Genomic DNA, 20,392 nt, shown 5'->3' on the forward strand with positions numbered 1-20,392 from the left:
CGTCGTACGAGAACCAGTTCGGGATCTCAGCGCCCGTGCGGAGCTTCTCGCGCAGCTGCGTGCCGGAGATCATGCTGAACTCCTTGCCGGCAGCCTGGACCTCGTCGATCGGCGCGTAGGCGTCGTCGGCGGGGACGTAGACCATGAGGCGGAACGGCACCATCGTGACACCGATCTCCTCGGAGACCGAGGTGAAGAGTTCCTGCGCGTCGTACGGGCCGTAGATCGGCTCGCCGTCGGAGCCGTTGCCCGGTCCGGCGTGGTCGCGGCCCACGACGAGGTGGGTGCAGCCGTAGTTCTTGCGGATGATGCCGTGCCAGACGGCCTCGCGCGGCCCAGCCATGCGCATGGCGAGCGGGAGGAGGCTCAGCATCGCCCGGTTCTCGGGGTAGTACTCGAGCAGCTTCTTGTAGCAGCGGACGCGGGTGAAGTAGTCCACGTCGCCCGGCTTGGTCATGCCCACGACCGGGTGGATGAGCAGCTTGCCGCCGATCTCCTCGGCCGCGAGGTCGGTGAGTTCCTTGTGCGCGCGGTGCATCGGGTTGCGCGTCTGAAAGGCGACGACCTGGTTGACGTCGATCTCTTCGAGGAGGGCGCGCAGCTCGGCGGGCGTCCGGCGGAGGTCAGCGAAGTCGTAGTGCTTGGGCAGCTGCACGCCTTCGAGCGGGCCGCCGATGTAGTGCGTGCCGGCCTGCTCCATGAGGTAGGCGACGGCCGGGTGCGCCGTGTCGGACGTGCCGAAGACCTTCTCAGCCTCGACGCCCTTGTCAGCGTCCCAGATGTCCTCGACCGTGATGACGGCGAGCATGAGACCGGTCTTGTCGCGCAGCGCGATGCGATCGCCGGCGCTGTACTGCTTGGCCGTATCGGCGTCCACGTCGAGCGTGATCGGCATCGGCCAGAGCGTGCCGTCGGCGAGGCGCATGTCGCTCACGACGCCGTCGTAGTCGGCCTTGTTGAGGAAGCCCTTGAGCGGGCTGAAGCCGCCGTTGAGGATCAGCTCGATGTCGCAGAGCTGACGGTCGGAGAGGGTAATCGAGGGGAGGTCCGCGTTGGCCTTGGTGGCTTCAGCGACGTCGACACCGGCGACGAGGTCGCAGAGGTCGCCGCCGTGCGGGGCAATGAGGGCAGCCGTAGTCTGGCTCATAACAGAGAGGTTGGAGGTTGGGTGCGGAGGGATGAAGGGAGTGAGTTGCTAGTCGGATGATCTGGCACGAAATCCCGCAGGGCAACGTGGTTGGGGGGTTTTCGCGGCATCCTCGTTTTTTGCAGACCCCCTCTCACGCCAGCCGCATGCCGCTGACGATCAGCACCTCCCTGCGTCATGCTTCCTTGACATTCGCCAGGCTCATCTAGACCTCTTCACTGTGCCCTCACGCGCGCAGCCGCCCGTCTCGCCCTTGTACGCGGTCTCGCCTGTGTACACAGCGAGGCGACCCGAATCGCTCCGAGCCGCCCCGTAGGCTGAGTGTCGCGATGCAGCGGTGGTGCGTGGCGGACGCACCGCCAAACCGTCTCACCGCGACACCGCCTCACTCTCACATCTTCAGGTTCTCGAACACCGCCGCGGCACCCATGCCACCGCCGATGCACATCGTGCAGAGACCGTATCGGACGCCGCGCCGCTGCATCTCGTAGAGGAGCGTCGCGGTCAGCTTCGCGCCGGTGCAGCCGAGCGGGTGGCCGAGCGCGATGGCGCCGCCGTTGACGTTAACGAGGTCCTCGTTGAGCCCGAGTTCGCGGACGACGGCGAGCGCCTGCGCGGCGAACGCCTCGTTGAGCTCGACTAGGCCGATGTCGCTGAGCTTCAGGCCCGCCTGCGCGACCGCCTTCGGGATCGCCTCGACAGGGCCAATGCCCATGATGCGCGCAGGCACACCGGCCACGCCGAAGCCGAGCATCCGCGCCATTGGCTCGGCGCCAGTCTCTTCGACCATGCGCTTCGACATCAGCACGGCGGCCGCAGCCCCATCGCTGGTCTGCGACGAGTTGCCGGCCGTGACGCTGCCGCCCTTCTTGAAGACGGGCCGCAGCCGCGCGAGCGCCTCGATGGAGGTGTCGCGGCGCGGGCCCTCGTCGGTGTCGAAGACGGTCTTCATCTCGACCGTCGAGCCGTCGTGGTAGACGACGCCCTCGACGTGGAGCGGGACGATCTCGTCGGCGAAGCGCCCGCTGTCGATGGCGTCGAGCGCGCGCTGGTGGCTGCGGAACGCGAAGGCGTCCTGGTCGGCGCGGCTGATGCCATACTGGTCAGCGACGTTCTCGGCGGTGATGCCCATCGAGGCATAGAAGTCCGGCGTGTCTTGTGCCAATGCTGGGTCCGGCGCGAAGTAGAACCCGCCCATCGGCACCGCGCTCATCGACTCGGAGCCGCCCGCCACGATGCAGTCGGCTTGGCCGAGCGTGATGCGGTTGAAGCCCTGCGCGATCGTCTGGAGGCCCGACGAGCAGAAGCGGTTGACGGTGAGGCCGGGCACGGTCTCGGGCAGTCCCGCCTTGATGGCGATGGCGCGGCCCATGTTCATGCCCTGCGGCCCCTCGGGGAAGGCGCAGCCGATGATGACGTCGTCGATGCGCTCTGGGTTGGCGCCAGCGCGCTCGATGGCGGCCTTGACGACTTCCGCGCCCATGTATTCGGGGCGGGCCTGCTGGAGCGTCCCGCGCCCCGACTTCCCGACAGCCGTGCGGACCGCCGAGACGAGATAGGTTTCGTTGAGTTGCATAGTTGGTAGGGTCTGAGGTCGTAGGTCTGAGGTCACAGGTCAGGAACCATCCTGCTGCCTGTGTACCTAGGAGCGTAGCCGCAGCGTCGGAGCCGAAAGACCTTCGACCCACGACCTGCGACCCACGACACTAATTCCGAAGCGGCTTGTTGTGCTGGAGGATGTGCATCACACGGGCCTGCGTCTTCTCCTCGCCGAGGAGCGACATGAAGACCTCGCGTTCGAGCTCGATGAGGTAGCCCTCATGGACCTCAGCGGGGCCGGTGAGTGCGCCGCCGGTCATCACGTAGGCGAGGCGCGACGCGAGGAAGCGGTCGTACTCCGAGATGTAGCCGCCGTCGACGTACTGGAAGAGCGCAATGTCGAACTGCGCGCGGCCAGGAGCACCGAGCACGGGGATGCTGTTCATCACCGCGGGCGGGAGGTAGCCGCTGTTCGAGAGCGCGAGCACCTGCTGCTTCGCGACGTGGAAGCGCCGGTCGTCGTTCATCACGACGATCGTGTGGCTGGGCACATAGCCATACTCGATGGCCATTTTACCGCTCGTGGCGACGTCGGCCATGGCGATGTGCTCGAAGGCCTGGCGGACGAACGGCTGGAGTTCGCTCGGGCGGTCGCGGTTGGCGACCTTCTCGGCGGCCCACGCCGTCATGCGCATCGTGCCCGTACCGGCCGGGATGAGGCCGACGCCAAGCTCGACGAGCCCGATGTAGGTCTCCGCGGCGAGGACGGGCTGCACGCTCGCCATCGTCATCTCGCAGCCGCCGCCGAGCACACGCTGGTGCGGCGCGACAACGACGGGCTTGGCGGCGTAGCGCACGCGCTGGATCGTGGCCTGGAAGTCGGCGATGTAGCCTTCGACCTGGTCCATCTGCCCCATCGCGACGGCCATCGCCATCTCGCCGAGGTTGGCGCCGACGGAGAAGTTCTTGCCGTCGTTGGCGATCACGATGCCGCGCAGGTCGGGGTCGTTCTCGACCTTCTCGATAGCGTCGCGGAGGCCACCCATGACCTCCTGGCCGAGGCTGTTGGCCTTGCTGCGGAACTCGAAGAGCGCCACGCCATCGCCCATGTCGAGGAGCGCGGCCTCGCTGTTCTTCCACAGCTCCGTGCCCTCTGTAGCGCGAATAGCCGGGAGGCTGATCTCGTCAGCGGGCGTCGGCGCGGCGACGTAGCCTCCGCCCGGGGCCCCGTCTCCCGAGGCCTCCGCGACGGGCGTCCAGACCTGGCGGATGCCATGGGCTTCGCCGTAGAAGCCCTCGCTCGGGACGCTCGCGACCCAATCGGGTGTGGCCAAGCCGTGCTCGGCCATGCCGTCGCGGACGCGGTCCACGCCCAGCAGGTCCCAGATCTCGAACGGCCCCGCTTCCCACCCGAAGCCCCAGCACATCGCGTTGTCGATGTCCTTCGGCGTGTCGGCGATCTCGGGGATGCGGCGCGCGCTGTAGGCGAGCAGATCGAGCGTCGTTGTGCGGAAGAACTGCCCCGCGCGCCCTTCGTCCTCGTAGAGCGCGTTTAACCTGGCCTTTAGGTCGCCTGCCTTCTTGAACGCCTTGATGTCGAGGTCCGAGTCCTTCTTCGGCTCGTACTCCATCGACGCGGGGTTGATCGAGAGAATGCCCTCCTTCGTCTTCTTGTAGAAGCCGCCGCCCGCCTTTTGGCCGGTCAACTTCGCCTCCACGAGCTTGGCAAGCACGTCGCGGGATCGGAACATCTCGCGCGACTCGTCGCCTGGGACGTTCTCGTAGAGGTTTTCCGTGACGTGGCCGAGCACGTCGAGCCCGACCACGTCGGCGGTGCGGAAGGTCGCGCTGCGCGGGTGGCCGATGAGCGTGCCCGTGAGTTGGTCGATTTCCTCGATGGTGAAGGCCCCCGACTCGAACTGGTCGATGGCCCCCATGATGCCGTAGACGCCGATGCGGTTGCCAATGAAGTTCGGCGTGTCCTTCGCCACGACGATGCCCTTGCCGAGGTGCACCCGCGCGAAGTGCGCCACGCGCTCGACGACGGCCGGGTCGGTGTCGGCCGTCGGGATCATCTCAAAGAGCTTGAGATAGCGTGGCGGGTTGAAGAAGTGCGTCCCCAGGAAGCGGCTCTTGAAGCTGTCCGAGCGGCCCTCGGCGATCTCGCCGATAGGCAGGCCGGAGGTGTTCGTCGAGATGACCGCATCCTTGCGGGCTGTCTCCTCGACGCGCGCCATCACGGACTGCTTGATCGCCATCTTCTCGATCACGACCTCGATGACCCAGTCGACCTCGCCGATGCGGTCGAAGTGCTCGTCGAAGTTGCCGAGGGTGACGCGGCGCTTAGCGGCCTCGTTCATGAACGGCGCGGGGCTCAGCCGGGTCGCAGCCTTGAACGCCTTCTCGACGATGCTGTTGGGCTTGCCTTCGCGCCCGATGCTCTCGGGCGTCACGTCGAGGAGGTAGACCTGGAGCCCCGCGTTGGCGAGGTGGGCAGCGATCTGGCTACCCATGGTGCCCGCGCCGAGCACGGCAGCGGTCCGGAACGGCTTGTGCGTTCCCGCTGCCGTCGCAGCCGGGGGCGTCATGACGGATTCCATGCGAGTGGAGGTTGGTTGAGAGGAGGAGACGTGGATGTCGAAGTGCCAGCGCATTTCATCGCGCGCTGGAGGTAGTGCGTGTCGCGTGTTTCGTATTGAGCAAGGTCAACACGAAATACGCAACACGAAACAGAAAAGGGCTTCCGGCGCGCGATCCCGCACGGATGCGCCGGGGAGAGGTATCGGTGTCCGCCAACGGGGCACCGAGGTGCAAGGTCCGGTTACCCCCTGCTTCCCTTCCCATGAAGGGTTGGGAAGCTGTCCCCCTCGCTAGCGAGGGGGACAGTCCGAGGAGCGGAGCGAGCTGCGCGTGCGGAGGCGACGCAGGACAGGGGGTGTGTTTACACGAACGCGCTGAAGCCCGTCGCGGCGCGGCCGACGATGAGTTGGTTGACCTCGTTGGTGCCCTCGTAGGAGTAGATCGCCTCGGCGTCGGCGAAGTAGCGGGCCACGTGGTGCTCTAGCAGGATGCCGTTGCCGCCGAAGAGTTCGCGCGCCATCGCCACGGTCTCGCGGCAGCGCTTGGCGCAGGCCATCTTGGCGAGGCTTGCCTGCGCGTCGGTCATGCGGCCTTCGAGTTGGAGCTGCGCGAGGCGCGTGCACATCGCCTGCATCTGCACGACGTTGGCCTGCATCTCGGCGAGGAGCCGCTGGATAAGTTGGAACTTGGCGATAGGCTGGCCAAACTGCTTCCGCGTCTGGGCATAGCGGACGGCCTTCTCGTAGGCCCCCTGCGCGCAGCCGACCGCGCCCCACGCCACACCGATGCGCGTGACGGCAAGCACTTCAGCCGTGTCCTCGAAGCTGTTGGCTTCCTGGAGGCGGTCCGACTCCGGCACGCGGCAATCGGTGAGCGTGATGTGGCCGTTCTCGACCGCCCGCAGCGCCGTCTTGCCTTCGATCTTCTCGACGGCATAGCCGGGGTTTTCCTTGCAGCGAACGAGGAAGCCCTTGACCTGATTGTCATCGAGGTCGCGCGCCCAGATCACAGCCACATCGGCGAACGTCGAGTTGCCGATCCACTTCTTCTCGCCGTTCAGGACCCACGTGTCGCCCTCGCGCTTGCAGGTCGTGCGGAGACCACCCGCGACGCCGCTGCCAGTCTTCGGCTCGGTGAGGCCAAAGCAGCCGATCTGGTCCCAGTTCCTCATCGCCGGGAGCCACTCGTCCTTCTGCGCCTCCGAGCCGCACAGTTCGATCGACCACATCGCCAGGCCCGTGTGCACGCCGATGAACGTCGAGGTCGAGACGTCGATGCGGGAGACTTCCATGGTGAGGAAGCCGTCGAGGAGCAGTTGGTCGCGGCGGCGGCGGCCCCGCGCGTCGAACATCGCGTCCATCACCCCCGACGCCTTGATGCCCTCGATGAGCAGGTCGCGCGGTGTCTCGTCGCGCTGCCAGAACGCGTTGATGCGCGGCTCGACGGTCTCTTCCATGAACTGGCGCACCTGAGCCACGACAGCGCGCTGCTCGTCGGTGAGGAGCGCGGCGAAATCGTAGACGTCGCCATCGGGCTCGGGGAGCACGGGCGGGGCCTTCTTGGCTGCTGCGAACGCCTTCATCTTGGCGAGCGTGCCCGCGTCCATCGACGCGACCATCGACATGAGCTCGCCGAGGTCGACCTTCTGGGAGAGCTTCACGACCTGCTGGAGGTCGATCTGCTGCATGAGCTTGGAGAGGTCGGCCATCGAGAGGCCGCCGCCGGGTGACTGGGAGGACATAACGCGGGGGTTGGGATTCGGAAGGGCTTCCGGACACGAGCGTACCGGATGCGGAGGGCCTACTCGTCTGCAAGGGTATCGTCCAGCCAGACGCGCAGCTTTAACGGCTTAACACCGTTTAGTGAACACTGTTAAGCATACGGCCAGTTCCTGCCCCTCGTCAAGCGCCCCGTTCCCCACCGTCGAAATCGACCACGACAAGCGTAGCCAGACGAAGGGCTTGCGTCCGATCCTTTTGGTGTAAACACGCGATAGCGCATGATCTAGCCGCCTTGTATTGTGCGCTATCTCATTGAGGTTGCGCTCCCCCTGACGCTCTATGGACATGGCCGCCCAAGGTCATGGCCGCCCAAGGTCATGGCGACGCTCAAGGACGCGGCCTCCTCGTTCCTCTCCTACTCGGTGTGCCGCTATGCCCAAGCCGTTCCATTCGCTGTCGCTTGCTGAATTCAAGCTGCTCCTCGACGACTACCCCTTCACGCGCCAGATCAACGAGGTGCACATGCACCACACGTGGATCCCCAACCACGACCAAGACCGCGGCCTAGCGTCCGTAGAGGCGATGTGGCGCTACCACACGCAGCACCTCGGCTGGAGCGACATCGCCCAGCACCTCACCATCGACAAGCACGGCACGCTGTGGACGGGGCGCGACTGGAACGCGGTGCCTGCGAGCGCAGGGGGCTTCAACGGCAACCGCGCTGCGGGGCCGTTCATGTTCGAGATGATCGGCGACTTCGACCTCGGCCGTGACCCGTTTGAGGATCCACAGCGGGACGCTACGCTGAGGGTGATCGCCCTCGTCCAGCGGCGCTTTGGACTACCGCCCGAGGCGCTGAAGTTCCACCGGGAGATGGGGCCGAAGACGTGTCCGGGCACGGCCATCGACAAGGGGGCCGTCCTGGACGCCGTGCGCGCCATCCATGCCCACCTTGACGCGGCTGACCAGGAGGACGAATCCATCACAGAGGACACCCTCGACGAACTCGGCCTGGGCCTGCGCGCCGAGCCGTTCGGGCCCGACATGTTGGCGGTGCCGGACATCATCGCCGACCTCACCGGCGCCCTTCCACCCACACCCATCGGCGAAGGACCTCGCGGACGGAGTGGGCTGCAGGGTCCCGACCCCGCCGATGCCGAACTGCCGGACCACTACACCACCGACGAGATCATCATGCTCACCGGCGGCGCGCCCATGGCGGATACGGACACGATGGATGTGATGGCCGACCTGAGCACAGACGCGCGGGGCGGCGGCTCCGGCGGCGACCTGACCGCGGACATGCTCGACGAACTGCAGCCGCATGTGATCAACCTCACGCAGGGCCGCCTCTCCTCGACAGGCACCTTCCAGACCACCGAGGATGACGTGGAGCGCATCTTCGAGGAGATGCTGCCGAAGGCGCTGCAAACGGCCCGCGAGCTCGGCCAGCCGCTCCACCTCGTTTTCTACGCCCACGGCGGCCTCGTCAAGGAAAACGACGCCCTGCGGACGGCCCACCGCCACCTGATGTGGTGGCGGCAGGCCCCCAATGTCTATCCCATCCACTTTGTTTGGGAGACGGGCCTCCCGCGCATCCTGTGGGAGATCGTGAGCGGCTGGGTCGGGCGACGCGAGGTCATGGCGGGCACCCGCGGTATCACGGATGGCACCGACTGGCTCATCGAGCGCCTGCTCGACAAGCCGGGCGAGCGCGTCTGGCGGCAGATGAAGGACAACGCGCGGTTCGCCTCGACGCCGTCGCAGCCGGGCGCTCCCGGCGGGGACGCGGCCGTGGTCGCCGAGGCGCTGGGCGGCTTCGTGCGCCGCTTCAGCAAGGCCTTCAACGACGGCGAGATCCAACTCCACGCCGTCGGCCATAGCGCGGGCGCCGTGTTCCACAACTACTTCGTCCCGGTCGCTCTGGCGAAAGGCGCCAAACGCTTCAAGAGCCTGCACTACATGGCGCCAGCAGTCCGCGTCGACCGCTTCCAAGACTATGTGGGCGCACTCGTCGGCAAGACGGTGGATCACTGCACGATCTACACGATGACGAAGCACCAGGAGTTGGACGACGACTGCATCACGCTCTATCGGAAGTCGCTGCTCTACCTGATCTACTACGCCCTCGAAAACCGCCGCAAGACGCCCATCCTCGGCCTCGACGTGTCGCTCCGCAGCGACGACGCGCTGAAGACGCTCTTCGGGCTCAACGGGCGGCAGTCGGACGTAGGTGAGGTCGTCTTCTCGAACAAGCACGCCCCGTACGGGCCGCGTTCGAGCCGGGCGCTCTCGCACGGCGCCTTCGATACCGATCCCTGGACGCTGCACAGCCTCTTCCGTCGCATTGTCGGACGCGCTCCCGAGCGCGAGTTCCAGGCGGAGTCGCAGGACCGCTCCGTCGAGACGTTCGACGTAGCCGCGTTCGAGGCTATGTTGTTGGACGGGCTGGGCGTGGGCAGCGAGATGACCGCCTCGTCGATCGTTCCGACGCACCCAACCCCGGTGTTTCCGCTGCCGTCCCCTCCCCCGCCACCTGGACCGTCGCGCCCGGACCTGCCGGTCACGCCGCTCCCTTCTCCGCCGATCTCATTACCCCCGATCTCATTACCGCCGACCACATTACCGCCGACCTCTGGGGGCGGGCAGGCGCCGCCCCTTGTGCACCGAGTCCAGGGGCGCCGGATCGCCCTGTGCGTGGGCATCGATGCGTATCCGCAGGACCCCCTCGGCGGGTGCGTGAACGACGCGCGGGCGTGGGCGCAGGCCCTCCGCGCGCGCGGCTTCGACACGACGCTGATGACCGACGGTCAGGCGACCTACGACGCGCTCGTCGGTGCCCTCCAGCGCCTCGTGGCCGCAGGCGAGCCCGGTGACGTGCTCGTGTTCCAGTTCGCGGGCCACGGCACCTTCTTCCTCGACACCAGCGGCGACGAGGCCACAGGCGAAGACCAGGCGTTCTGCCCCGTCGACTTCCGGCGCGGCGCCACCCTGCTCGACGACGAGGTCCGAGAGTTGTATGCACAGCTCGCCCCCGGCGTCAACCTGACCAGCTTCATCGACTGCTGTCACTCGGGCTCGATCACGCGGCTGGCGCTGTCGGGCGACCGGCGCGTCCGCTCCGTCTCGCCGAATACCGCCATGTGGAACTTCCGCGCAGAGCGTCGTCGGGCGCTTGCAGGCAGCCGCGCCGTCGGGAGCCGCGCCGCGATGCGCGACGTGGCCTTCTCCGCTGCCCAGCCGGACGAGTTGGCGTTCGAGACGGGCGGCCAGGGCGACTTCACCCGCCGGGCGCTCCGGGTGCTAGGGCGGGACGGGGCCGTCACCAATCGCGCGTTTCACGACGCGGTCGTCGCCGCGTTCGGCCCGAGTCGCCGACAAACGCCCTTCTTCGACGCGCCGGACTGGGCACACGACCGGCCCCTGCTTGCCCCCTACCCCATCGATTCCGACGACGAGAACCCCGCCGACCTCGACCCGCTTCCGTTCTCGGACCCCGCGCTCGTCGAGAGTGTGCTGGCCATGAACCGCAAGCTGGACCAACTCTTGAGCCGCCTCTAGCCATGCGTGCTCCGCACCGAACTACCTCGACGCCGAAGGCGAGCGCGGCGATGGCGCAGAGCCGAGGCCGCGACCGGCTGGACACCCCTCCGGACGGCGTTGCTCCTGAGGCGACTGACACCGCCGCAGCAACGGGCTCCTCCGAGGTCGAGGCCGACCTGGTGTGCATCAGCGACACCGTGACGCAGGCCGGCATCGCGCGTCCCTACGAGCGTCGCCGCGACGACCCGGTCTTCCGCCCGCTCCGCATCTACGCGCTCGATCCCACCACCTCACCTCGCGAGGGCGGCGTGGCGACCGTCGACGTGCCCTACGAGCCGCTCCACCCGACCCCCGACGGCTGGCAGGGCGCGCTCTTCCGCATCGACACCCGGGACGATACGGCAGGGCTGCGCTATCGGACGGCCCCGCTCGACGACACCCGGGCACTGCTGGAGGCGGGCGTCACGCCCTCCATCACTGATCCTGCCTTCGGACAGCAGATGGTCTATGCCGTCTGCATGCTCACCTACGCCGCCTTCCGGAGCGCGCTGGGGCGAGATCTCACCTGGGGCTTTCCCAATCCCGACGAGGACTCTGACAAGGCCTTCGGCGAGGATGAACGCACGCGGCTCCGCTTGCAGCCCTATGCCGGACACTTCCAGAATGCCTACTACGACCAGGCCGCCGCGGCCCTCTCTTTCGGCTATTACCGGGCGGGGGCTACCGTGGCTGGCCGCAACCTCCCGGGCGGCTTCGTCTTCACGGCGCTCTCCCACGACGTCGTCACGCACGAGGCCACGCACGCGCTGCTCGACGGACTCCGCGCCCGCTTCATGGTGCCGTCCAACCCGGACGTGTTGGCATTCCACGAATCACTCGCCGACCTGGTGGCGCTCTTCCAGCGGTTCAGCTACCCCGAGGTGGTCCGACGAGCGCTCGCGGACACGCGGGGCCGGCTGACCGAGGCGGATGTGCTGACGGGCCTCGCGCGTCAGATCGCCGAGACAACAGGCCACGAGGGCGCGCTGCGCTCCGCCTTGGACAAACCGTCCCCGCGCGCCTACGTGGATGCGTCGTACGCCCCGCACGCCCGCAGCACGGTCTTGACGGGCGCTGTGTTCGAGGCCTTCCTGACGGTCTTCCAGCGCAAAGCGCGGGCCGTCATCCGGCTCGCCACAGGTGGCAGCGGCGTGCTCGCGCCCGGCCACCTCCCCGCCCCTCTGCTCGACGCCCTCGCTGACAAGGCGAGCAGCCTCGCCGAGCAGTTTCTCACAATGTGCGTGCGCGCTGTGGACTACTGCCCGCCCGTCGACCTGGAGTTTGGCGAGTTCCTCCGTGCCGCGCTCACGGCGGACTATGACCTGGTTCCGAGCGACCCCTGGGGCTACCGCGAAGCGTGGGTGGACGCCTTCCGCCGCCGCGGCATCTACCCGAGCCACGTTGCAAGCCTCGCCACCGATGCCCTGCTATGGCGTCCGCCTTCGGGCGCGCTGCGGGTCGTCCCCGGACTGGACGCAGACCACGACCCCATGCGCCACGACGTGGCGACGCGGCTTCGGCAGGCCGAGGCGCTTCGTGCCTACCTCAACACGCCGGAGCACCTCCTCGACCTCGGCCTCCGCCCGCCCGGCCCCCTCACCAACGAGGACGGGGAGCCCGACCCGCGCGGTGGGCACGTCGAGCCCGCGTGCATCGAGTCGGTACGCGCATCCCGGCGCGTGGGACCGGACCGGCAGGTCGTCGTTGACCTTGTGGCGGAGATCACCCAGCGCTGGTGCACGCAGGACGAGGCCAGCCGCCAGTGCACATACGAGGGCGGCGCTACGCTGCTGCTCAGCCAACACGGCGCGGTGCGGTACGTGATCTACAAAGACCCCGCGAGTCGTCGCCGAGCGACACGGCAAGAACGGTTCATAGCTACTCCGGCCGGACGGCGCTTCTGGACGCATACCGACAGCGCCGTCGAGCCCCACCCGCGCCCGTTTCAACTGCTCCATCCACGCGACCGTGACCCACGCGACCGTGACCCACGCGACCGTGACCCACGCGACCGTGACCCACGCGACCGTGACCCACGCGACCGTGACCCACGCGACCGTGACCCACGCGACCGTGACCCACGCGACCGTGACCCACGCGACCGTGACCCACGCGACCGTGACCCGCCCGGAGCACAGCTACCCTGAGTACGTGTCCACCGCCGCCCGCTCGCCCTTCAGCAACTTCATGCTCTCGGTACGTTCGTTCCCCTAGCGCGGCACCCCTAACGTCACCACGGGCATAGCGCAACGACTGGTTCGCTGCCGCTCGGCGTCAACCCATAGTGAATCCTTTGGAAAAGCGCTTCCGAAATTGATCCGGCACCTTTTGTGTAGGGGACATGTTCGTACCATTAATGCTTTCCCCTAAACCCCTCCGGCTGCTCCTGACCCATGCTGACGCTTCTGACGACGCTTCTTCTCAGCTACCTCCTGGGCTCGATCCCGTCGAGCATCATCGCGGGAAAGCTGCACGGGATCGACATCCGGCAGCACGGCAGCGGCAACGCGGGAGCGACGAACACCTTCCGGGTCCTCGGCTCGAAGGTCGGCGCGGCGGTGATGCTCTTCGACATGTTCAAGGGGTTTGCGGCAACGCGCTTCCTCTCGCAGATCCGCATCGACGGGATGCTGGTCGTGGGCGACGCCACCATGAGCGCTCCGTTCCTGATGGTGCTCTGCGGCCTCATGGCGATGTTTGGTCACATCTGGACTGTGTTCGCTGGCTTCAAGGGTGGCAAGGGCGTCGCCACGGGCGGCGGCATGCTGCTCGGCCTCGTCCCGACGGCGGTGCTGATCGCGCTCGTGCTCTTCAGCATCATCGTCTACGCCACGCGCTACGTCTCGCTCGGCTCGATCCTCGCTACCGCCTCGATCCCGGTGGTGCTGGTCGTGCAGCACTTCATCGTGGGCGACCTCGTGGCCCTGCCGATCTTCGTCTTCTGCGCGCTCGTGCCGTTCTTCATCGCGTTCACGCACCGCGCCAACATTCAGCGACTCCTGGCCGGCACCGAGAGCCGCATCGGCAGACCGAAGACGGCATAGGTGTACCGTTCCTGGCTCTTCCAGCGGAGCCTGAGCCCTGTGCGCAGACGCCCTTACCTCGGCGACCGAGTAGTCGAGAGGCCTCATCCTTCAAGGAGCAGTGCCTTCAAGGAGCAGGGCGGTCACCTCTGCAAGGTCGCGGCCTACGAGATCGGGCGCGTTGTAATGCGAGCGGTAGGTCTTGCCCTGGCGGGCCACGTAGGCGCCGTGGAGACCCGCACGCAGCGCCCCGTGGATGTCCCAGTCGTGCGCGGCAACCATGCGGAGATCAGCTGGTACACCACCAAGCTGACCTGCTGCCCACCGGTAGGGCTCGGCGGCTGGCTTGAATCGCTCCACAGACTCGACGGAGAAGACCGCCTCGAAGTAGGCGTGCAGCCCCGCGTGGTGAAGCTGCGCGTCGGCCACGGCCTGCGCCGAGTTGGTGAGCGCCGCGAGCCGGTACCCAGCTGCCTTCAGCCGCTCCAGCGCAGGCACCACGTCGGGATGCGGATCCAGGTGCTGCATCTGGGTGAGCACAGCCTCACGGTCGACCGGGCTGAGCGCGACGCCGAGGTCGTCTGCCATCGCCTGCAGCGTCTCCCCGGCTAAGGTGCCAAAGTCGGTGTAAGCCTCGGTGAGCGTGCACACCGTTGAGGCGTGGAGCAGGCGGGCGAACCACACGGGCAGCATGCCTCCCGCTGCGTTGGCTCCGAAGACCCGCTCAAAGTGCGGGCGAAGGGCTGCAAGGTCGAGCAGCGTCTCGTTAACGTCGAAGAGCAACACGCGCGGCGGCACCATGGCGCTCTAAGCTCTGACGCGATCTGCCCCGTCAAGGTCGGCGAGCGCCTCTTCCACGGCCCCTCCGGTGATGGCCCCGTGCGAGTCATGCCAGACGACGCGCCCGCGCTGAAGGAGGAAGGCCTGCGGCGATTGGTGCTGGATGCCTAGGTCGGCCGCGATCTGCTGCGAGAGATCGCGCTGGTCGATCACGTTGACCTCGAAGACGGGCACCTCCGGGTGCTCCAGCGCAAACGTGCGGAGGCGGCGTTGTGCGCCCCCGCTGATCGGGCATCGGTGGCTGTGCTTGTAGAGCACGAGCGGCCCTTCCTGCGTGAGCAGCGCGGGGTAGTCCGCAGCATCGAGAGGCTGAAGCATGGGCAAAGTTGGGCCTCTGGAAAGAGATACGACGGCACGGCCATACCGCCGCACAGCCTCACTTATCCAGGATATATATCGCACGGAGGTTGCGGGCGAGTTGACCGTAGTCAAGGCCGTAGCCGATCACGAACAGGTTGTCGATCTCGAACCCGACGTAGTCGAGGCGCACCGGCACTTTGGTGGCGGCTTTCTTGTGGAGGAGCGTCGCCACGCGCACCGAGGCGGGCTGCATGGTGCCGATGCGGTCGAGGATGTAGCGCATCGAGAGGCCCGTGTCCACGATGTCGTCCACGACGATCACGTGGCGGCCTTTGAGGTCCGCGTCGACGCCCTTGAGCTCGCGCACCTGGCCGGACGACACCTTGCTCTCGCCGTAGGACGACAGCTTGAAGAAGTCCATCTCGCACGAGACCGTGACGGCCCGCATGAGGTCGGCCATGAAGATGAACGCGCCGTTGAGCAGCCCTACCATGATCGGCGGCGAATCCGCGTCGGCGTAGTCGATGTCGATCTGGCGGCCCAACTCGGCGAGGCGTTCGCGGAGTTGCTGCTCGGAGATGTAGAGGCGGAACGGCTCGCCTTGACAGACGACGGTGTCGGGCGGGGCGGTGGTGGCAGGCTGCATGACTAGGTCTGTCGGTGATCCAGGGGCAGTCGGTGGTCCAGAACCAGAAAGTACGAGGCAGCCCCCATGCCTCGGCCATGAAGTTCGAGGCAGAATCGGACTTTCTTACGCGTCGCGGCTCGTCCACCGCAGCCGGACGGCACGCGTCGTCCGCGATGTCACCCGCGCGTGCTCGGCGATGCGAAGCCCGGCGACCCACACGATCCGCCCGCCGCTCTCGACCACGGGCCAGCCCGCCCGAAGGGCACTCGACACCTTGGCGTTGGTGAGGAGGTCGCTTACCGCCTGGTGCCCGTTCATCCCGAGCGGCTGCATCCGGTCGCCCGGCTGCCACGGGCGCACCGTCAGGGGAAACGGCACCGCGTCCGCGTCGAGCGTGACCGTTCCCGGCGCTTCGTCACGCAGGGTCTCGGCAGCAGGAGCCGCATCGAGCAGCGTCGCGCTGAACGTTCCGCGTGCGGGCTCAACCGTCTCGACACGCGCGCCAGGGTATGCAAGCTCGACGGGTACCCAGGTGCCACGCGGATCGTGCCCGAAGAAGCGCAGGGCCTCGCGCTCGCGCCAGACGACGGCCGGTCCGAACCGCTCCGCTGCCCCGAGCGGCACAAACTGCCCCACCTGCGCCTCCGTGAGCGCAGAGACCGCTTCGATGGTCGCCTGGGAGCGTGGAGCGGTGGGCAGCCAACGGGCGAGCGCCTGGCTGATCAGGTCGTCGCGCAGGACGGCCGGTAGCCCGCCGAGCACGCCGAGCGGCAGCGCACGCGTGGCGTCGAACACGCTGAGATCAGGCTGCGGAGCCGCGTCGAGGTAGGCCGCGACGAGATCGGCGGCGCGGGCAACGGTGGCGTCCACGCTCTCCCCAAACGTCTCGCGTAGCACCGGCACGACGCGGTGCCGGAGCGCGTTGCGACGAAACGCGGTGTCGACGTTGGTAGGGTCCTCGCGCCAAGCCCAGCCCTGCTTCCGTGCGTGAGCCACGAGGTCGGCGCGGGGGATGCCGAGCAGCGGACGGACGAGGCGCACCTCGGAGCCAGGCTCCATCGTCCGGCTGGGCCGCATCCCGGCGAGGCCGCGCAGCCCGCTCCCGCGCAACAAGTTGAGCAGCACCGTCTCCAACTGGTCGTCGCGGTGATGCCCCACGGCGACAACCTCGGCACCACGTCGCCTCGCCTCCGCGTGCAGGGCGTCGTAGCGCGCTGCGCGCATCTGTGCCTCCAGGTTGGTCGCCGAGGGGTCCAGGTTGAGCCGGGTGGTGCTGAACGCGAGGCCCCGTTCGTCGGCCAGCGCCTCGGCGAACTGCGCGTCGTCCATCGCCGACTGCGCGCGCTGCCCGTGGTGTACGTGCACGGCGATCACGTCATAGCCAAGCACTGCCAGCGTTCGCGTGAGCACCACCGAGTCCACGCCGCCGCTGAGGCCGACCACCACGCGCTGGCCGGGCGTGAGCACCCCGTGCGTGTCGATGAAGGCCGCGATCCGACGCTCCACACTCGGCGTCGCGGCGCTCATCCGAAGCGAGCGGCGAGATCGTCCAGCGTCATCTTCGTCATCGTCGGGCGGCCCGCCGGGTCGGCGTAGGGCTGCTGGCAGGCGAAGAGTTGGTCGATGAGGGCGCGGGCAGCCTTCTCGTCGAGGCGCATGCCGGACGGGATGGCGCTGCGGCGGGCGATCGACTTGGCGAGCGCGTCCTGCGGGGCGAGGCGCAGCGTGTCCGTGAGGTTCTTGAACTGCTCCAGCACGTCTTCGAGGAGCGAGCGCACGGCCGTCTCGCTGATGCCGCCGGGGACGCCGCGCAGGAGCGCCGTCTGACCCGCCGCGAGCGTGATTTCGAAGCCGAGGCGCCGGAGGTCGGGGAGCAGTTCCTCAAAAAGCGGGAAGTCGGCCGCGGCGATGTCGAGCGTCTGCGGGAAGAGGAGTTGCTGCGAGACGGCCATGCCGCCGTCGAGCGTGGCGAGCGTCTGCTCGTAGAGAACGCGCTGGTGTGCCGCGTGCTGGTCCACGACGAGCAGCCCCGTCCGAATCGGTGTCAGGAGAAAACGCCCGTGGAGCTGCCAGACGGGCGGGGTCCCGGTCGGCGTGTCCGCGTCGAGGGCGGCATCGGTGATGAGGTCGAGCTGGTCGGGCCGCGCCTTCGAGGGGATCGGCTCGGGCGCTGGTAGCTCAAAGTCCGGGTCGAGGCCCTCGGGCACCGCGCCACCATAGAGCCGGGCGGCCTGCTCTTGACCGTCCAGGCGCGGTCGCCCCACCACCCGGGCCGAGCGCGGCGTTGAAAACGATGTGCCCCCGCCCGAACGGGACGGCTGAGGCAGTTCGCCGCTCCCCGACTCGACGCCGCGCAAGCGCATCGGCGACGCAGGAAGTCGCGCCTCCGTGAACGTAGGCCCGGCCGAATCCGCGTCGGAGTTCGGTTCGCCATCGCCCCCGCGCTCTGGCTGGCCGGGCTCGCCCGACACGGTGCGCGCCACCGAAACAGTGCGCGCGGTGGTATCGCCGAGTTGAGGGCTGAGCAGGGCCGCCCCGAGGGCTTTCTGCGTGACGGCGCGGACGAAGCTGTAGACGCCGCGTTCGTCGTCGAACTTCACCTCGGTCTTGGTCGGGTGCACGTTCACGTCGAGGTGGCGCGGGTCCACGTCGAGGAAGAGCGCGAAGAACGGGAAGGTGCCGCTCGCGAGTGCCTCACCGTAGGCTGCGGCGACGGCATGGCTGAGGCTGCGCGACTTCACGTAGCGCCCGTTGACAAAGAAAAACTGCTCGCCGTGGGTGCGCCGCGCGAGGTGCGGCGGACCCACGAGGCCGCGCATCGAGAGGTAGCTCGTCGTCTCCTCGACCGTCGTGAGGTGGCCCTCGTACTTCTCGCCGAAGAGCTGGACCACGCGGCGCTGCAGGGCGTCTTCGAAGTCGAGGTCGAACTGCACCGGCGTACGGTAGACCTCGGACCCGTCGTGCGTGAGGAGGAAGCCTACGCGCGGGTGCGAGAGCGCAAGAAACTGGAACGTCTCGACGAGGTGCTTGAACTCGGTGGCGGCGCTCTTGAGGAAGTTGCGCCGGGCCGGGACGTTGTAAAACAAGTGCCGCACGGCGATGCTCGTCCCGTCGGGCGCCGCGCACGGGCGGTTCTCCTCGACGGTACCGCCGTGTACGCGCACGAGCGTACCGGCCGCGTCCTGACGGCGCTTCGTCTTCAGCTCGATCTGAGCGATAGCACCGATGGAGGCGAGCGCCTCGCCACGAAAGCCGAGCGTGTGGAGGCGTTCGAGGTCGTCGATCGAGCGCAGCTTGCTGGTCGCGTGGCGCCCGAAGCAGCCGAGGGCGTCGCGCGGTCCCATGCCGCAGCCGTCGTCCACGACCTGGATGAGGTCGCTTCCCGCTCGTCCGATGTGCAGTTCGACCGACGTTGCCCCAGCATCGAGGGCGTTCTCGACGAGTTCTTTGGCGGCGCTTGCGGGCCGCTGCACCACCTCGCCCGCCGCAATCTTGTTGGCGAGCGTGTCCGGCATCGTGCGCACCAACCCGTCGTCTTCGGGGTCGCCTGCGATCACGCCATCGTCGTCTACGTGATCGCCTACATGGACGCCATCCACATCGGTGACCTCGGCGGATTCGTCAGCCGGGGGCTCGTGCGGGGTCGGGGCAAGGTCGTCGCGGGGATCGAATTGCGACACGCGGAGGGTGAGGTAGGAGAGAATGGGCGTGTGAACGTATGCCGGCGGTGTGTGAACGGCCACCCGTTCACACGTCCGTACCTGCACACCTGAGTCTTGCGGACTCTGCTCAGCCGAGTTGCATGTAGATGAACAGCGCCAGCAGCAGCAGCACGGCCACGGCGATGAATTTCGGCTGCTGGCCGCGCCGGACGTTGCTCTCCATCTTGACGCGGCGGCGGAGGCGCTCCTCACGCGCCTCTTTCTCGGGACTGTGGAAGCGCGGCTGGTAGTTGAACTGGCGCGGCTTCGAGCGCCGCCGTCCAAGACCGCCCAGGAGGTTGCCCATGGCTAGAGTGGGTTTGGTGGGTCTGGAGCAGGATAACACCGCCCCCGTGCCACCGTTCCGTCAGCGCGAAGGACGACCCCTGAAGGGCGGGCGACAAACCGCGCATGGCGATGAGCCTTGACCGCCGCCGTCACCCCTTCCACCTTTTCGACCTTCGACCTTCGACTCAGAACACCTGAGCGACGTGGTGCAGGTAGAGGTAGATCAGCGGTGCGGCGACGAGGAGCGCGTCGAAGCGGTCCATCAGGCCACCGTGGCCGGGGAGGTAGCCGGCGGAGTCCTTCACGCCGGCGGCCCGCTTGAAGAGGCTCTCCGCGAGGTCGCCGAGTTGGCTGAGCGCGCCCGCGATGAAACCGAGCACCCCCACGTCGAGCCACGACAGCGCTGGCACCGCCCACGTCTTGAGGATCGCGATGGCCGCCACGGCACCGAGGAAGCCGCCAAGCGAGCCCTCCCACGTCTTCTTCGGCGACACGCGCGGGAAGAGCGGGTGCGTCTTGGCGAAGCTCGACCACGTCTTGCCGGTGAAGTAGGCGAGCGAGTCGGCGGCCCACACCATGAGGAAGACGCTCGCGGCGAGCCAGAAGCCGAGCACGGGGTCGTCGGGCCCCTCGCGCAGCGCGACCAGGAAGCCGAAGAGGCCGGCCGGATAGAAGACCGAGAACGACGTCACGGCCACGTTTTCGAGCGGGCGCACCGTGCGCCGCTTGAGCTCGGCCACGAGCAGCACCAGCAGGCCCACGACGAGCACGTCAGTCGCGTAGGGCACGAGGGCCCACGCCGCGGCCAGCGCCCCGAGCGCGCCGCCGAGCCAGCGGTTGGGCTGCACTTCGCCGCGCGCCTCGGCCATCTGCATCACTTCGAGCTGCGCCAGCACGGCCGCGACGACGGTGACCGCGCCGAAGACCCAGCCGCCCAGCCACACCGCACCCAGCACCAGCGGCGCGGCGACCAGCGCCGTCAGGACACGAAGGGTGAGGTTGGACATGGGAACGTGCAGCAGTGTTGCCGTGGTGCGGTGAGG

The 20,392-nt window shown here is 67.8% G+C and carries 14 protein-coding genes; 3 read left to right on the forward strand and 11 right to left on the reverse strand.

Annotated features, from left to right (window positions below):
• From sat to AAFU51_18225, 4 genes are all read right to left on the reverse strand, one after another.
• Positions 1-1,147 (reverse strand): sulfate adenylyltransferase (gene sat, locus AAFU51_18210; protein MEO1573187.1); only part of this gene is annotated, 1,147 nt, incomplete at its 3' end.
• A 391-nt stretch (positions 1,148-1,538) separates the two neighbouring features.
• Positions 1,539-2,723, reverse strand: coding sequence for a thiolase family protein (locus tag AAFU51_18215; GenBank protein MEO1573188.1), 1,185 nt, complete (start codon positions 2,721-2,723; stop codon positions 1,539-1,541).
• Between the two features lie 130 nt (positions 2,724-2,853).
• Entirely contained in the window at positions 2,854-5,286 is a 2,433-nt protein-coding gene (locus AAFU51_18220) for a 3-hydroxyacyl-CoA dehydrogenase NAD-binding domain-containing protein (protein ID MEO1573189.1), read from the reverse strand.
• A gap of 341 nt (positions 5,287-5,627) precedes the next feature.
• Positions 5,628-7,007 carry an acyl-CoA dehydrogenase family protein gene (locus tag AAFU51_18225; GenBank protein ID MEO1573190.1) on the reverse strand — a complete coding sequence of 460 codons (1,380 nt, stop codon included), beginning with the start codon at positions 7,005-7,007 and terminating at the stop codon, positions 5,628-5,630.
• Positions 7,008-7,419: 412 nt separating this feature from the next.
• Between AAFU51_18225 and AAFU51_18230 the strand changes: the two genes are divergently transcribed.
• The 3 genes from AAFU51_18230 (at position 7,420) to plsY (ending at position 13,613) form a co-directional block, all read left to right on the forward strand.
• Positions 7,420-10,548 carry a caspase family protein gene (locus AAFU51_18230; protein ID MEO1573191.1) on the forward strand — a complete coding sequence of 1,043 codons (3,129 nt, stop codon included), beginning with the start codon at positions 7,420-7,422 and terminating at the stop codon, positions 10,546-10,548.
• 2 nt (positions 10,549-10,550) lie between these two features.
• Positions 10,551-12,716, forward strand: coding sequence for a hypothetical protein (locus AAFU51_18235; protein MEO1573192.1), 2,166 nt, complete (start codon positions 10,551-10,553; stop codon positions 12,714-12,716).
• A 246-nt stretch (positions 12,717-12,962) separates the two neighbouring features.
• Positions 12,963-13,613 carry a glycerol-3-phosphate 1-O-acyltransferase PlsY gene (gene plsY / locus AAFU51_18240; protein ID MEO1573193.1) on the forward strand — a complete coding sequence of 217 codons (651 nt, stop codon included), beginning with the start codon at positions 12,963-12,965 and terminating at the stop codon, positions 13,611-13,613.
• Positions 13,614-13,703: 90 nt separating this feature from the next.
• On the opposite strand, the gene AAFU51_18245 is transcribed toward plsY, so the two are convergent.
• The 7 genes from AAFU51_18245 to AAFU51_18275 form a co-directional block, all read right to left on the reverse strand.
• The gene (locus tag AAFU51_18245) at positions 13,704-14,393 is read right to left on the reverse strand and encodes a haloacid dehalogenase type II (protein ID MEO1573194.1); all 690 of its coding nucleotides are present in this window, start codon (positions 14,391-14,393) and stop codon (positions 13,704-13,706) included.
• Between the two features lie 6 nt (positions 14,394-14,399).
• Positions 14,400-14,750: a bacillithiol system redox-active protein YtxJ gene (ytxJ, locus tag AAFU51_18250; protein ID MEO1573195.1), complete on the reverse strand. Its 351-nt coding sequence runs from the start codon at positions 14,748-14,750 to the stop codon at positions 14,400-14,402.
• A 58-nt stretch (positions 14,751-14,808) separates the two neighbouring features.
• Positions 14,809-15,378 carry a hypoxanthine phosphoribosyltransferase gene (gene hpt / locus AAFU51_18255; GenBank protein ID MEO1573196.1) on the reverse strand — a complete coding sequence of 190 codons (570 nt, stop codon included), beginning with the start codon at positions 15,376-15,378 and terminating at the stop codon, positions 14,809-14,811.
• A 105-nt stretch (positions 15,379-15,483) separates the two neighbouring features.
• A complete protein-coding gene (tilS, locus tag AAFU51_18260) occupies positions 15,484-16,887 on the reverse strand; it encodes a tRNA lysidine(34) synthetase TilS (GenBank protein MEO1573197.1) in 1,404 nt (467 codons plus the stop codon).
• The gene (gene mutL, locus AAFU51_18265) at positions 16,884-19,040 is read right to left on the reverse strand and encodes a DNA mismatch repair endonuclease MutL (protein ID MEO1573198.1); all 2,157 of its coding nucleotides are present in this window, start codon (positions 19,038-19,040) and stop codon (positions 16,884-16,886) included. The genes tilS and mutL overlap by 4 nt, the downstream gene beginning before the upstream one ends.
• A gap of 109 nt (positions 19,041-19,149) precedes the next feature.
• Positions 19,150-19,368, reverse strand: coding sequence for a hypothetical protein (locus AAFU51_18270; protein ID MEO1573199.1), 219 nt, complete (start codon positions 19,366-19,368; stop codon positions 19,150-19,152).
• A gap of 166 nt (positions 19,369-19,534) precedes the next feature.
• Entirely contained in the window at positions 19,535-20,356 is an 822-nt protein-coding gene (locus AAFU51_18275; GenBank protein ID MEO1573200.1) for a phosphatidate cytidylyltransferase, read from the reverse strand.
• Positions 20,357-20,392: the final 36 nt, after the last annotated feature.

The organism is Bacteroidota bacterium (assembly GCA_039821555.1).
In the GTDB taxonomy this organism is placed as follows: domain Bacteria; phylum Bacteroidota; class Rhodothermia; order Rhodothermales; family Rubricoccaceae; genus JBCBEX01.

Coding starts and splice junctions, on each gene's coding strand:
- AAFU51_18215 (MEO1573188.1), bottom strand. CDS start 2,723: ATGCAACTCAACGAAACCTATCTCGTCTCGGCGGTCCGCACGGCTGTC.
- AAFU51_18220 (MEO1573189.1), bottom strand. CDS start 5,286: ATGGAATCCGTCATGACGCCCCCGGCTGCGACGGCAGCGGGAACGCAC.
- AAFU51_18225 (MEO1573190.1), bottom strand. CDS start 7,007: ATGTCCTCCCAGTCACCCGGCGGCGGCCTCTCGATGGCCGACCTCTCC.
- AAFU51_18230 (MEO1573191.1), top strand. CDS start 7,420: ATGCCCAAGCCGTTCCATTCGCTGTCGCTTGCTGAATTCAAGCTGCTC.
- AAFU51_18235 (MEO1573192.1), top strand. CDS start 10,551: ATGCGTGCTCCGCACCGAACTACCTCGACGCCGAAGGCGAGCGCGGCG.
- plsY (MEO1573193.1), top strand. CDS start 12,963: ATGCTGACGCTTCTGACGACGCTTCTTCTCAGCTACCTCCTGGGCTCG.
- AAFU51_18245 (MEO1573194.1), bottom strand. CDS start 14,393: ATGGTGCCGCCGCGCGTGTTGCTCTTCGACGTTAACGAGACGCTGCTC.
- ytxJ (MEO1573195.1), bottom strand. CDS start 14,750: ATGCTTCAGCCTCTCGATGCTGCGGACTACCCCGCGCTGCTCACGCAG.
- hpt (MEO1573196.1), bottom strand. CDS start 15,378: ATGCAGCCTGCCACCACCGCCCCGCCCGACACCGTCGTCTGTCAAGGC.
- tilS (MEO1573197.1), bottom strand. CDS start 16,887: ATGAGCGCCGCGACGCCGAGTGTGGAGCGTCGGATCGCGGCCTTCATC.
- AAFU51_18270 (MEO1573199.1), bottom strand. CDS start 19,368: ATGGGCAACCTCCTGGGCGGTCTTGGACGGCGGCGCTCGAAGCCGCGC.
- AAFU51_18275 (MEO1573200.1), bottom strand. CDS start 20,356: ATGTCCAACCTCACCCTTCGTGTCCTGACGGCGCTGGTCGCCGCGCCG.